At 46.3% G+C, this 14,452-nt stretch carries 8 protein-coding genes and 2 pseudogenes; 8 read left to right on the top strand and 2 right to left on the bottom strand.

The window, feature by feature from the left end:
- Positions 1-58: 58 nt before the first annotated feature.
- Together KQI79_RS10450 and KQI79_RS10445 are read left to right on the top strand one after the other, a co-directional pair.
- Positions 59-405 (top strand): annotated as a pseudogene (locus tag KQI79_RS10450) (SDR family oxidoreductase); the annotation flags it as partial.
- Between the two features lie 203 nt (positions 406-608).
- Positions 609-1,763 (top strand): epoxide hydrolase family protein, encoded by a 1,155-nt coding sequence (locus KQI79_RS10445; RefSeq protein WP_216538178.1) that lies wholly within the window; start codon positions 609-611, stop codon positions 1,761-1,763.
- Between the two features lie 143 nt (positions 1,764-1,906).
- Here KQI79_RS10445 and KQI79_RS10440 read toward each other — a convergent pair.
- Positions 1,907-2,374, bottom strand: a pseudogene (locus tag KQI79_RS10440) (transposase); the annotation flags it as partial.
- Between the two features lie 121 nt (positions 2,375-2,495).
- Positions 2,496-3,674 (bottom strand): IS110 family RNA-guided transposase, encoded by a 1,179-nt coding sequence (locus tag KQI79_RS10435; RefSeq protein WP_216538176.1) that lies wholly within the window; start codon positions 3,672-3,674, stop codon positions 2,496-2,498.
- A gap of 364 nt (positions 3,675-4,038) precedes the next feature.
- Between KQI79_RS10435 and KQI79_RS10430 the strand changes: the two genes are divergently transcribed.
- From KQI79_RS10430 to KQI79_RS28215, 6 genes are all read left to right on the top strand, one after another.
- Positions 4,039-4,473 carry a tyrosine-type recombinase/integrase gene (locus KQI79_RS10430; RefSeq protein ID WP_216538175.1) on the top strand — a complete coding sequence of 145 codons (435 nt, stop codon included), beginning with the start codon at positions 4,039-4,041 and terminating at the stop codon, positions 4,471-4,473.
- A complete protein-coding gene (locus KQI79_RS10425) occupies positions 4,431-5,069 on the top strand; it encodes a site-specific integrase (RefSeq protein WP_216538174.1) in 639 nt (212 codons plus the stop codon). Before KQI79_RS10430 ends, KQI79_RS10425 begins: the two co-directional genes overlap by 43 nt.
- A gap of 358 nt (positions 5,070-5,427) precedes the next feature.
- On the top strand, positions 5,428-6,219 hold the full coding sequence (locus KQI79_RS10420) for a ParA family protein (RefSeq protein WP_216538173.1): 792 nt from the start codon (positions 5,428-5,430) through the stop codon (positions 6,217-6,219).
- Entirely contained in the window at positions 6,209-7,243 is a 1,035-nt protein-coding gene (locus KQI79_RS10415; RefSeq protein ID WP_216538172.1) for a ParB N-terminal domain-containing protein, read from the top strand. The genes KQI79_RS10420 and KQI79_RS10415 overlap by 11 nt, the downstream gene beginning before the upstream one ends.
- The gene (locus tag KQI79_RS10410) at positions 7,240-7,680 is read left to right on the top strand and encodes a DUF6075 family protein (protein WP_216538171.1); all 441 of its coding nucleotides are present in this window, start codon (positions 7,240-7,242) and stop codon (positions 7,678-7,680) included. The genes KQI79_RS10415 and KQI79_RS10410 overlap by 4 nt, the downstream gene beginning before the upstream one ends.
- Before the next feature lie 36 nt (positions 7,681-7,716).
- Positions 7,717-14,301, top strand: coding sequence for an SNF2-related protein (locus tag KQI79_RS28215; RefSeq protein ID WP_483311380.1), 6,585 nt, complete (start codon positions 7,717-7,719; stop codon positions 14,299-14,301).
- Positions 14,302-14,452 lie beyond the last annotated feature (151 nt).

The following is a 14,452-nucleotide window of genomic DNA, read 5'->3' as shown; positions in this document are numbered from 1 at the left end:
TTAGAAAGGAGAGATTGCTGAAATGGATAAAAAGCTTGCCACTAAGCATTTAAACGTTAATGGCCGCATTATCAACTTTTCCACTTCAGTGGCGGGTCAGATGTTCCCTGCATACAGTCTATATGCTGGCTTCAAAGGAGCCGTTGAACAATTCACGCGGCAATTGGCCAAGGAGCTTGGATGGAAATAGAAACATAACGATTAATGCTGTAGCACCTGGCCCTCTAAATACCGAGCTTTTCACGGTTGGCAAAACCCCCGAACAAATTCAGGGACTAGCCACATGAACGCCTTGGACGTCCCGGAAAGACTGAGGACATTGCAAGTGTGATCCTATTCCTTGCGAGCGAAGAATCGCAGTGGGTTACGGGACAAACCATCCGTGTTAATGGTGGATTCATTTAGGACGTTTCTGAAAACTAAATCGATTTATGGTATGATTTGAGAAAACGATTGGAGCATTCCATCATGATTCAAAGACGGTATGAGCTAAGCGATGAACAATGGTCACCTACAAATAGTATAGCTAGATATTTCATTTATGCCAGTGTACCACACTCGCTTGAGGGATATAATGACGATGTATTAAGAAGAGGAGGAAAATCATTTTGACTATTGAACGTTTTCAAATTCAGGTCTCTGATGAAATCCTGGACGATCTGCAATACAGACTCCATCACATCCGTTGGCCGGATCAATTGGAAAATGCGGATTGGAAACGGGGCACGGAATTAAATTACTTAAAATCGCTAGTTTCGTATTGGAGGGACCATTATGATTGGCGCGCACAAGAAGCCAAGTTGAACCGCTTCTCCCAGTTTCGCTGCAAGATCGACGGGATCGACGTGCACTTCGTACATGAACGCGGTAAAGGACCTAACCCTTTGCCCCTGATTCTTACTCACGGATGGCCCGACAGTTACCTTCGTTACCAAAAAATCATCCCGCTGCTTACGGATCCGGCCAGCCATGGCGGAAACCCCGAGGACGCTTTTGACGTAATCGTCCCTTCATTGCCTGGTTTTGGATTCTCCAGCCGCCCTAAACATCCCGGGGTTAACAATTTTCGTGTCGCCGAAATGTGGGTTAAACTTATGACCGAAGAATTAGGCTACAGAAAATTCGCTGCCGCCGGTGGGGATATGGGCTCCGGTGTGACGAGATACCTGGCGGCAAACCATCCCGAACGGCTATACGGAATCCATCTAACCGATATCGGGATTATCCGAGATCTCATAGCTTCATCTGATCAGGCCAAGCTTTCGGAAGAAGAGCGGCAATACAAGAATAATGCTTCGGCATGGATGGCTCAGGAGGGCGGCTATATGTCCATTCAATCGACACGACCCCAAACCCTCGCATATGGACTTTCCGACTCGCCCGTAGGTTTGGCCGGTTGGATGATGGAGAAATTCCGATCATGGAGCGATTGTAACGGCGACCTTGCGCAAAAATTCAGCGAGGATGAGCTCCTTACGCATATTATGATGTATTGGGTGACGAACACCATAGGATCGACAGCGCACATGTATTATGATAATGCGCATTCTTTGCCGCCAATCGGCTACATCGAGGTTCCGACAGGCCTTGCCCTGTTCCCGGCGGATATCCTGTTGCCACCCAAGGAATGGGCCATGCGCAACCTGAATGTAACCCGCTGGACTTCGATGCCCCGCGGCGGACATTTTACCGCTCTGGAGGAACCGGAGCTTTTTGCCGATGACATTCGCGCATTCTTCAGATCTTTTAGAACGAAAAGCTGATGAATCGGAACCGTTTCGAAACAAAAAAACCAGCTAATACTTTGTCAATAGATAGTTCTGTAGGACAGAGATTTTTGATATACTGAATTCTAGGCATAACAAATAACCCTCCATATGGTGGGGATTTATGGAATGATTAGTCTTTAAAAAGCGAAAGGTTGCCCTTTTTTGAGTATAGCGTAGACGTGATGTAATACCTTGTTGGCGCAAGCGATCACGGCTACTTTATGGGGCTTACCTTCGCTTTTTTTCTTATCGTAATATTCTCTTAGGCGTGGGTTTAATCCCTTTCTTAATCCGCATATTACCGCTAGATAAGCTGCTCTTCGCAAACGTTTTGAGCCGCGCTTCGTTATTTTGTTTTCACTTGCCGTAAACTTCCCAGAACTAAACACGCTTGGATCAAGTCCGGCCATAGCTACGACTTGTTTGGGATGGATGAACTGAGACACATCTCCGATTTCTGCCACAATAGCGGTAGCTAGCTTTGTGCTTACCCCAGGGATTGACTCCAGCAACTGAACCTGTGGGATCGTTTGGGAAATTTCATAAATAACTCGTTCTAAATCCACAAGCTGCTCCTGAAGCTCACGAAGCACCTTAAGCATGGCCAAAAACCAGCTAATGTTTGTCAAGCATTTTTGCTTGGATTTCAATAAGATTGTTGGTACAATAATTTTATTGCACGACAAATATTCCTTCTGAGTAGAAGGGATATGGTTAAATATGGAATCAGGCTTTGTAGGGCTGGCTTTTACTAAGGATGGCGTAAATGTGATGGAGCAGCTTGTTGGCGCAAGCAATCACAGCCACCTTATAGGGCTTGCCCTCTTTTCTTTTCTTATCGTAATAGCTCCAGATCCTTCGGTTAGCACTTTTCCGGATTCCACACTGCACCGCTAGATACAATGAACGTCGGAGCCTTTTTGATCCCCGCTTGGTAATTCTCGAACTTGTGGCAGTAAATTTCCCAGAGCTATAGATTGCAGGGTCTAAGCCGGCATAAGCGACCAATTGCTTGGCGTCTTCAAACTGATTTATGTCCCCAATCTCTGCAACGATCGCCGCAGCCAGTTTATCTCCAATCCCGGGAATACTTTTCAACAGTTCTATCTCGGGCAAAATCGATGCGATCCGATCCATCTGTCTCTCAAGGCCACCTAATTGTTCGATGAACGTGAGTAACAAAGTTACCATGCTGCTTAACATTGCAGTTTGCGATCGACTTATCGGATGCTTCCTCCAGATGGATAGGAGTGCCTCGATCCGTTCTGCTTTTTCTCCCACCCAACGTTTGGAGTGGGATTTCCCGACATCTTCCTCAATCACTTCCACAAGATTCTCCATATCATCTTCCAAACAACGTTTCAGCACTTTTAGCGATGTAATCGAAAACAGATTAGAAAAAGCCTCCTCATAGTCCGGAAACACTTGTTCCAGCAATGCTCTGATATTAAGTTTTGCTTGCACGAACATGTCTGTCACAAACGCATGTTGTCTAGTCACATGCTGCAGTTCTGTAAACGTCTCCTCCCACGTACGATGCGCTTCGACGTCTCCCCGGTAATACATATCCGCTAAATGCCACGTGTCTGTAGCATCCGTTTTCACCTTGCGCAACTGGGTTCCTTTTGCCCGTTTCGACTGCAACGGATTAACGATGAAGTGTGTCCATCCGCTGCGCTCCAGATAGGCGACAAGTGGCTTATGGTAATGCCCTGTCGCTTCTAGAACGACTACCGGGGGAATTCCCGTTGCCACCTGTAATCCCGACAAAAGATCACCTAATCGTTCAAATCCATTTTCGCCATGCGAGATGCTTTGCAACTTCCCATACGGTTCGTTCCTCCTCGTAAAGGCCTGCATCACACTACATCCCTTTGCCACATCCACACCTACCACTGGCTCCATTACAACCTCCTAAATATAAATTGCCGGCACTCCCACGATGGGTTCCAAATCCATAGCTTCGCTTGTGATACGAGGTCGTTCCCTCAACCAGCCCAAACATGTTTATTTGGAGTAGTGGGAAAACAGTTTCTGGAACGGGGTAGAATCCCCAAAGTCAGTCACGTTCTCCCGGCTACCATCATCGTAAAACGACCATAAAGAAAGGCCAACCAGAAAATCCTGGTTGACCTAATAATACGAAAGTCAGTGTAGACTGACTGCTGGACGCCCCGTTTTCAATGAATTTTAAAAATAGGAACAAAAAAATCGCCAAATCTTGTAGAATGGAAGTTACCACACCACCAACTCAAGAAAGGGCGATTTTTTGCGTAATCAAACGACTACTACTGAACAGTATATCATGCAATCCACACTTCCTCTAGGGGATCTTGAAGAGAATATATTTGCGGATTACACGCTGGATTGGCTGGAAACGGTGAAGCATAGAATAGAACTCATCACGTATATCTCGTATGCAAACGCAGTGAAAGGTCGCATCGCTCCATACTTCCAAGAAAAAGGTATTACTCTCCTGGAATTGAAACCTCATCACATTCAGGAGTTTTACAGTCATGCCTTAAACGAATGGGGAGTTAGTGCCAACACCGTTATTCATTATCATGCCAATATTCGTTCGGCACTCCAGCAAGCTTATTCACAGATCGCATTACTTCTAATCCTGCTGACAAGATCATTCGTCCGAAGAAGGAACCGTTTGTGGGCAGCTCATATAGTGCCTCAGAAGTTAATCAACTTTTAGAAATTGTGAAGGGCACCAAGATTGAACTGGCTGTAATCTTGGGAGCATTTTATGGGTTAAGGCGTAGTGAGGTGGTGGGTCTAAAATGGTCTGCCATTGATCTGGTCAAAAAAACGATCACGATCAAACATACCGTCACTTCCGGTTCACTGAATGGAAAGCTGATCACGATTGAAAAGGATCGAACAAAGAACAAGGCAAGTCTCCGCACTCTGCCTCTTGTAGACGCCTTCTACAACCTTTTGCTGCAAATGAAGGAGCAGCAGGAAACAAATCAGCATCTCTTCAAGGATTCGTACTGTAAGGATTACATTGGTTACATTTATGTGGATGTTATGGGGGAACGAATCAAGCCTAATTATATCACCCAACATTTTGCCCTTGTGCTGAAGAAGAACGGCATGCGACACATCCGTTTTCATGATCTTCGCCATAGCTGCGCAACTCTGCTTTTGAGTAATGGCGTCAGCATGAAGGAAGTTCAGGAATGGTTAGGTCACAGTGATTATTCCACCACAGCAAATATTTATTCGCATTTGGATTACAGCTCCAAAGTATCATCAGCAAATACAATGAATGAAGTAATAAAAATATAAAAAAAGCTCATTAGAGAATTTCTCTAACGAACCACTTGTTATTAATGTGGTACCGGTGAGAGGACTCGAACCTCCACGGGTCTCCCCAAACGATTTTGAGTCGCGAGTGTTATTATAACACATGCGGAAGTTAAGTCAAGGAAGAAGAATTTAGAACCCGCGAAAAGCCTTGTAAAATCAAGGTTTTTCGCGGGTTTTTCTGTTTTTTTCAGGGTTCAAAAGGCTTTGGGGATTTTCTCAAAAAAGATGAGATTTTAGAACGTTCGAGAGAACTCGGAGAGAACTAAGGAAGAACAAGCCCGCTCCCTACCATTGACACATTATTCGGAGCGCATTTGCTCCTGGGAGGGTGTTGTATATGTCCAAAACAACGGTCATTACTATTGCAAACCAAAAAGGCGGAACCGGTAAAACTACGACCGCCTACAACTTAGCTTATGCCTTATCCAATGAAGGAAAAAAAGTATTGCTAGTCGATTTTGACCCGCAGGCCAATTTGACGATGTGCTTTGGCATCGAAAATCCGGATCAACTCAAGCTCTCGATGTTTAATATCATGAATGCCATCATGAGCGATGAGCCGCTTCCAACTCCAGACGAATACATTCACTCTCACGGCAATATCGACCTGATTCCGAGCAACATCGAATTGTCCGTTGCCGAAATCAATCTACGAGATGAAATGGGCGGAGAGAAAACGTTGGCTTCCCTTCTGGAACCAATGAAACATAAATACGATTACATCATTATCGATACGAATCCTTCCCTCGGCTTGCTGACGATCAACGCACTCGCGGCCAGCGACCGAGTACTTATTCCGGTCAATCCGCAACTATGGTCCGCCACGGGTTTGACCCAATTGCTTAAAATTATCGTCAAAGTGAAAAAACGGATTAATCCAAGGATTGGTATCGAGGGCATCTTAATGACCATGTGTGATACCCGAACGAACTTATACAAGGAAGCCTTTCGTCTTGTGAAAGTTTACTACCGGGAAACTTTCCGTATCTTCGATTTGCAAATCCCGCTTTCCGTTAAAGTCGGGGAAGCCAACTTTTACAGTCAAAGCATTATCGAGTTTCATCCAAAATCCAAAGTAGCCTTGGCTTACCAAAGCTTGGCGAAGGAGTTGATCCAAAATGGCAAGTAAACGTCCTACGCCCAAGCTCTCCAGTATTGATGAATTGCTGCTGTTGTCCGAGGAAACAAAAGTGCCGGAAACCGTAACCGGAACAGGTGTAACCCAGCTACTTCTATCTGACCTGGTTCCGTTTCATAACCACCCCTTCAAGTTATATGAAGGGAATAAGCTGGATGAGCTAGTTGAGAGTGTTATGGAAAACGGAGTGTTGATTCCGATCATTGTCCGACCAAAAGAACCCAATGGTTATGAAATCCTGTCCGGGCATAACCGTGTGAATGCCGCGAAAGCGGCCGGTCTCATCTCCGTTCCTTCTATTATAATGGACAATCTTACAGAGGCCGAAGCCGTCATCATCGTGGTGGACACTAATTTCCATCAACGTTCTATCCAGGATATGCTGCCCAGCGAACTGGCTCGTGCCCTGCATATGCAGCTTGAAGCATGTAAGGAAGCTAGACAGAAACAAGGTAGAATAAACGAAATTGAAAATGCCGAAATCCCCAGTAATGACGGAGAAAACGCCGAAGGTGTCCCAGTGGGACACCGCGGCAAAAGCGTCTTTGAGGTTTCCCATAAAAACGACATGAGTCCAACCAATATCAAGCGTTACTTACGTCTCAATCATTTAGTCCCTGAGTTGTTAGAACGAGTCGATCAGGGAGAAATCAAACTACGCCCTGCTGTAGATCTGTCTTATTTGAAACCGGAAGAACAGCAAACCGTGGAAACATTGATTCAGGAACAAGGCTACAAGGTGGATATGAAAAAATCTGAGTTGCTAAGAGGGAAGTCTGAAAGCCGTAATTGCAATGAACAAACCATTAGAGCCGTTCTTTCTGGAGAAGTTACCCGCAGACCGAAAAGCAAAACCCCCGCCCCTTTTAAGTTGAAACATAAAATTTACACCAAATACTTTTCGCCGAATAGCAAAGCGGCGGAAGTCGAAGAAATCATCGACAAAGCGCTGGCCTTATATTTCTCGCAACACCCCAAAGAAAACCACGATCCAGACAAGGAGGAATTTCAATGATTTTTAAAGACCTTGCCCATGAACAGTTTTATGAAGGTAACGTGATCCGCACTCATCGCCAGCACGATCCTTACCGTAAGGCCCTCTTTTATCTTTTGGGACTAACAGAAGACACCCGCAGAAATATCAACGATCTTTACAATTTCAAAGAGGATAGCATCCGACTGGAGGGATTGAACGAAGGTTGGCAGACCGGAACCACTTCCCGTCTTACGCGATTGGCATTCAATTTATATACCGGTTATACGGGAGAAAGCGAAGAGGATGCTCGTTATTATAGCCCCTACTATCTGTTTGACAACGGCCTACTGCCTTACTTTTTTGAAGCTGTTAAACTTCGCTATCCTTCCTACGCTTCTGACTTGTCGCAGAGTTGGGTAGGGTTCCAACCTTTCGCTGTTAACAGCAACGATGCGTGGAATGAACTGGAGCAATAAAATGACTTCGAACCATCGAGGAAGGAGGACAACCACATGGCGCGTGCGAAACAACTGAAATCGTTGTATGAATCAGGTGTATCCTACATCTCCAATTCGCCGGAAGCCTGGACGAACTACCTGACCTTTGCTTCCGGCATTTATAAATACTCTTTCGATAATGCCTTGCTTATCTATATGCAAAACCCCAATGCGACCATGCTGGCCTCCCTGCCTCTATGGAACAAATTGGGACGTTATGTCATCAAGGGAGAAAAAGCAATCGCTGTTTGCGATTATCGGGATACTCGTTTAACGCTTGATTATTTATTTGACGTAACCCAAACTTACGGTAAGGCCGCGCCAAAAACATGGCGTTTGGAGCATCTGGATATGGCCGAATTGGCAGGAAGACTTTCCTCCTACGATACCGATAATCTCAGCGAATGTATTGGCATGATGATTAGACAAAGCATGGATTCTTTGGATGATTCTATGCAGGATATGGAACTGGACATGGCTGATCATCTGTTTAGTTCACTCCCTACCCAGGGCATTGAGGATCAAATGCTGGAGTTGATTGAAGCGAGCAGCCGTTTTTTAATTCACCAGCGCTGCGGCATACCGGAATCCGTCCTCTCTCCAGCCTTTGATACGATCCCTCATTGGAATACCGTGCCTCTCATGTCCCGGCTTGGCGGAATCGTCACCGAGTTATCCAAAGAAATCCTGCTGGACATCGGGAGACATGTCAAAATCATGGAACAGGAAAGGAGTATGACTCATGACCGAAATGAAGGCGAATCTGCATTATTTCGAACAGACGGACGGCCTGCTTTATCCTCAACTGCAAATCTCCAATCAAGCGGAGGCCGACCAGCAACCTCTGGGCAAATACGGGCGAATGGCACTGAACTATTTGCGGAATCATCATCCTCAGAGGTTCATGAGCTTGAAAATGCAAGGGAATCTGATGGAAAAAATGCACCAGGCAGATCGGGAGGCCAACGAGAAGATAGAGCAGCTCACGAAACAACTTCTCCGATTTCGTCCGATGCCGCAGACCGAAGATATTTTGGAGAGGACACGCCACCTGAATCAGATCAAGTCCACAGCCGAGGAACTGGTATTGAACGACATCGTGTTGAAACCGAGGTAACCGAATCGAGACCGAACCCGGAACCGCATGACAGCGGTTCTTTTTTTACGCATAAAAAGGAAAACGACAACAACAGGTTTTCTGCCGAAGATATGTTGGAATACCTGCTGCGCAGCGACCGAGGCGGATTGGTGATCAAACCGCGTGTGTATCAATTTGTTACCGAAGAACCACAGCCCGTAAAACCAGCTAATCTTGCCGCATTGCTCAAGTCCCTATACGGAGTCGGCGAAGCAAGAGGAGAGTTCGGTAGCGGTCTTCGCGGATTCGACTACAATGGCAAAGGGATCGAGTTGTATTGGACGGATGCGGATGGCGAACATCATGGTACTTTCACCTGGAATAAAGTCGCGGCCAAGATTCTTCAACTGATTCAGAATGGCCGATATGATGAGAACTTCGATCCCTTCCCTCCTGTTGAACAGGAGTGGACATTGTTTGACTATGCCTTGCAAATGGAACAACAGGTATCCGTTGGCGGTGAACAGGAGGCAAGTGAACAGGCAACCATAAGGCTTGAGGAAGTGACCAATCAAGATAATCCTGATCTTGAAACGGGTTATGAAAATAACGAAAGTGCAGTCAAGACATCCAATACTCCTACTCTTTCACCCACTCCCAGCAACGCTGTCAATTTTCGCTTTAACCCGGAGGCTTCCCCTTACGTTTCAGGCCCGAAAAGCAAATACAAACGGAATGTGGAAGCCATTCAATTGCTTAAGCAACTGGAACATGAAAACCGCTTCGCCAGTCAGGATGAACAACAGATCCTGGCCGGTTATGTCGGGTGGGGCGGCTTGGCCAACGCCTTTCATCCATCCGCCCCCGGTTGGGAAAACGAGTACCAGGAACTGAAACATTTGCTGGATGAAACGGAATATGCAGCGGCGCGAAACTCCACGATCACAGCTTTTTATACCGAGCCATTCCTTATTGAACACATTCATGTCACGTTGCATCGTTTTGGCCTTACGGATGGAGCAGGCCGCAAATTGCTTGAGCCCTCCATGGGAACCGGAAATTTCTTTTCAGTTTTGCCTCTGGATTGGCAACAGGCTGAGCTTCATGGCGTGGAACTGGACAGCATCACCGGTAGAATCTCACGACAGCTATATCCTCAAGCAACTATACATCTACAGGGCTTTGAAACGGTCGATTTTCAGGACAATCATTTTGACGCTATTTTCAGCAATATTCCGTTTCACAATATTCGTGTATTTGACCGGCGCTACACCAGCAATTACCTGATCCATGATTATTTTTTCGTCAAATCTTTGGACCTGCTCAAACCTGGCGGGATCTTGGCCTTTATCGCCAGCAAAGGGACACTGGACAAACAGGATTCCTCCGTTCGGGAAGTGCTGGCGCGAAAAGCGAACCTGATCGGAGCTGTACGCCTGCCTAACACAACCTTTCAATCGCTGGCCGGAGCCGAAGTCACGACTGACATCGTATTTTTGCAAAAACGGGAACAGCCGCTGAAGTCGTTGAAAAGGGAAGACATGCCAGAATGGGTGTTTACCGGTGTTACCGAAGATGGCGTGCCGATCAACCGTTATTATCTCTCTCATCCTGAAATGGTGCTGGGACGAATGGTTTGGGATCGCGGCATGTATGGGCCGGAGCAGACTACAGCTTGTGTGCCGCATGACAACCAGGAACTATCTCCCCTGCTGGAGCAAGCACTCAGTACGCTACAAGCCTCCTTACCCGGCGCATCGGAAAAAACATGGGAAACAAACTTGCCGGATGTGTTGGATGAGGAAGAAGTCAAACCAATCAAGGCTCCTCCTGGAACCAAAAACTTTACCTATATCATTCAAGAAGGTCAAATTTTTTACTGCGAGAATGGCTATTTGTTACCGCAGGACATCAAAGGCAAAAAAGCCGATCGCATCAAGGGATTGTGCGAAATCAAGTCGGCTCTCTTGGATGTTATTTATATCCAATCCCACGAATCCGGATACGATGAAACGGAGCTAAAGAAAGCCCAGCAGCAACTCAATCAGGTATACGACCGCTTTGTCCAGCAACACGGTTTTATCAACGATCGAGCGAATACGGCCGCTTTTACCGATGATGATCAACTGCCGCTCTTGCGCTCCATCGAAGATCAGACTTCGGATAAAACATGGGCGAAGGCTGCTATCTTTTCTCGCCCAACCATTAGAATGAACCGCCTGCCGGACCAAGCGGATAGCGCCCTGGAAGCCTTGCAAATTTGTTTAAATCAACGGTTACGAGTTGACTTGCCGTATATTGCCCACTTATGCGGCAAATCGGTCGCCGAAATACGGGAAGAACTAGGGGATCGCATCTTCCTGAATCCACAAAAATATACCGGTGACGAAGAGGAAGGATGGGAGCTGGACGAGGAATATTTGTCCGGCAATGTGAAAGATAAGTTAGCTTACGCCACGTTAAAGGCGCAAGAATTTCCTGACTTGTTCGAGCGTAATGTAGCGGCGTTATCCCGCGTTCAACCTGCCCCGCTGTTGCCGGGCGATATCGATTTTCGCATTGGCAGCCCGTGGATTCCCGTACGCTATTACCGCGATTTTATGTATGAAACCTTTGGGACGACCCAAGCGTTTCAAAGAGCCCGTACCATCGACGTGGAATATTTGGAATATACCAATACGTGGCGCGTATCCGGTAAAACGTTGGAGCGAAACTCCATCAAGGCAAACCAGACCTACGGTACCCATCGAGCGAACGCCTACGAGATTTTTGAAAGCAGTTTGAATTTGCAAAGTATTACGATTCGAGATCCGGTCACCTACTTGGACAGCAATGGCAAGGAGCAGGTCAAATACGTGGTTAACGCCAAAGAAACGATGATTGCCCGTGCCAAACAACAGCAAATGAAAGAAGCCTTTGGAGCCTGGTTGTTCCGAGACAAGGAACGGGCGGATACGTTGCTTGCTATTTACAACGATAAGTTTAACACGATCCGTCCTCGTACTTATGATGGCGATCATCTGGTGTTCCAAGGCATGAATGAGGAAATGGCGTTGCGGAAGCACCAAAAGGATGTCGCGGCCCGAATTATCTATTCCGGCACTGCCCTTATGGCTCATGAAGTCGGCGCGGGCAAAACCGCCGCTATGATTGCCGCAGGCATGTACTTGAAGCGTATCGGCGCGATCCAAAAACCGATGTACTGCGTCCCAAACCACTTAACCGAACAATGGGCCAATGAATTTCTACGTTTCTTCCCTGCTGCAAATATTTTGGTAACGACAAGAAAGGATTTTGCTCTGGCCAATCGCCAGCGCTTTGTCTCACGGATTGCGATGGGAGATTACGATGCCATCATCATCGGCCACAGCCAATTTGAGAAAATCCCCATCTCCAAGAAACGCCAAGAACAGCTCCTGCAAGATGAAATCCGCAACGTCTCCCAGATGATTGACCAGATGAAAAAAGAAAAGGGAGACAACTGGAGCATTAAGCAGATGGTCGTTTTCGAGAACAACCTGAAATCCCGTCTGGAGCGTTTAGTCAATGAAGGCAAAAAAGACGATTTGATTACCTTCGAGCAGCTTGGTGTGGATATGTTATTTGTCGACGAGGCACATGCGTATAAAAATTGCTTCACATTCACTAAAATGCGTAACGTTGCCGGCATCGGTAAATCCAGCAGCCAACGAGCGACGGACATGCTGCTGAAATGCCAATATTTGCAGGAAATCAACAACGGCCGCGGCGTCGTTTTTGCTACTGGCACTCCGATCAGTAACAGCATGTCCGAGATGTATGTCATGCAGCGCTACCTTCAACCACATTTGCTGCAAAAATTGGGATTACACTTTTTCGACAACTGGGCAGCAACGTTCGGCGAAGTCGTAACCTCATTGGAAATTACTCCGGAAGGCAGTGGCTACCGGATGAAATCCCGCTTTGCCAAGTTTCACAACTTGCCGGAACTGATGAGCCTATTCCGTCTTGTTGCCGATATTCAGACTGCCGACATGCTGAAACTTCCTACCCCACAGTTGGAAGGCGGTAAAGCTACCATCGTTGTCAGCGAGTGCACTCCTTATCAAAAGATGATGATGAACGAATTTGTCGAGCGAGCAGAGAAAATACGGAACAACGAAGTGGATGCTACGGAAGACAATATGCTGAAGCTGACACACGAAGCAAAACTCATGTCCATTGATCCCCGACTCGTGGACGAAGAAGCCCCCTCCGATCCGGACTCTAAACTGAATCGCTGTATCTCCAACGTTTTTGACATTTGGAAGAAAACCCAAGATGACCAGCTTACTCAAGTGATTTTTTGCGACAGCGGCACTCCGAAACCGGGACAATTTAATGTGTACGATGAGGTAAAAGCCCAACTGTCTCATTTCGGTGTACCTGAACAAGAAATCGCTTTTATTCATGATGCGAAGACCGATGTGCAGCGGGAGGAACTTTTTGAAAAAGTTCGCCGCGGCGAAGTCCGGATATTGCTCGGATCGACTCAAAAAATGGGAACTGGTACCAATGTGCAAGATCGACTCATTGCGGCTCACCATTTGGATTGTCCTTGGCGTCCGGCAGACATTACGCAGCGTGACGGTCGTATTCTGCGCCAAGGCAATCGGAATGAAGTCGTCCAGATATTCCGTTATGTCACCAAGGGAACTTTCGACTCCTACCTATGGCAAATCCAAGAACAAAAACTTCGCTATATCTCCCAGGTCATGACAGGAAAAAGCATTTCCCGCTCCTGTGAAGATGCCGATGAAACGGTTCTTTCTGCCGCCGAGGTAAAAGCTATTGCAACCGCGAATCCATTGCTTGCGGAGAAAATGCAGGTAGACAACGAAGTCATTCGCCTGAAACTGCTGCAATCCAATTGGCATAACGAACGTATGATGCTGAAGGGCAGAATCAAGCAGTATCCGCAATTAATCGAAAAGATACAGCAAGAGATCAAGGATTTACAAGCAGACATTCACTTATCCAGCCAGTCCATGAACCAATCTTTTGTCATGGAATTGGATGGAAAAACCTTTACGGAACGCCCAAAGGCAGGCGAAATGCTTCTCCTCCTTTTCAACATGACGGAATTGCAACCTGATAAATCGGTACGAATCGGATCTTATCGGGGATTTGAACTTTTGCTTGCCCGTCAATCGATGTACAATATGCATCTGGAAATCAAAGGAGCGAAAATCTACGCCATTGATTTAGGAGAATCAGAATTGGGCAACATTTCCCGAATCGAGAATGCCATTGAAAAAATCCCTTCTTTGCTGCAAGATGCTGAACAAAAGCAAAAAGATATGCACGATCAGCTAACGGCTGCTCAGAATGAAATCGACAAGCCTTTTGAATTTGAGCAAAAATTACAGGAGATGGTAGCGCGGCAATCCGAGATTAATTCGGCACTGGAGTTTGAGGAACTTCAAGGACAGGAAGTAATGATTGATGAACCATTGGTGGGACAAACCGAACAGGAAAAGGATGAAGTGCACTGCGAACCGTGAGAAATCGACTAAACCACTAGTACGATATATATCGACATTTCCTAATCTTATGAAGATACTATAATTTTCCTTACTATGGTTTCTTTGACCTACACTAATCTTTCCTTCCTTCTTAAGTCACGTCCATGATTTCAAATAAAGCAACAAGACT

Source organism: Paenibacillus sp. MSJ-34 (assembly GCF_018918005.1).
GTDB lineage: Bacteria > Bacillota > Bacilli > Paenibacillales > Paenibacillaceae > MSJ-34.
This window is presented reverse-complemented; position numbering and strand designations above follow the sequence as displayed.

Bases quoted from the DNA above. Each gene is read 5' to 3' on its own strand.
- KQI79_RS10435 (WP_216538176.1), bottom strand. From the start codon at position 3,674: ATGGAGCCAGTGGTAGGTGTGGATGTGGCAAAGGGATGTAGTGTGATG.
- KQI79_RS10420 (WP_216538173.1), top strand. From the start codon at position 5,428: ATGTCCAAAACAACGGTCATTACTATTGCAAACCAAAAAGGCGGAACC.
- KQI79_RS10415 (WP_216538172.1), top strand. From the start codon at position 6,209: ATGGCAAGTAAACGTCCTACGCCCAAGCTCTCCAGTATTGATGAATTG.
- KQI79_RS10410 (WP_216538171.1), top strand. From the start codon at position 7,240: ATGATTTTTAAAGACCTTGCCCATGAACAGTTTTATGAAGGTAACGTG.
- KQI79_RS28215 (WP_483311380.1), top strand. From the start codon at position 7,717: ATGGCGCGTGCGAAACAACTGAAATCGTTGTATGAATCAGGTGTATCC.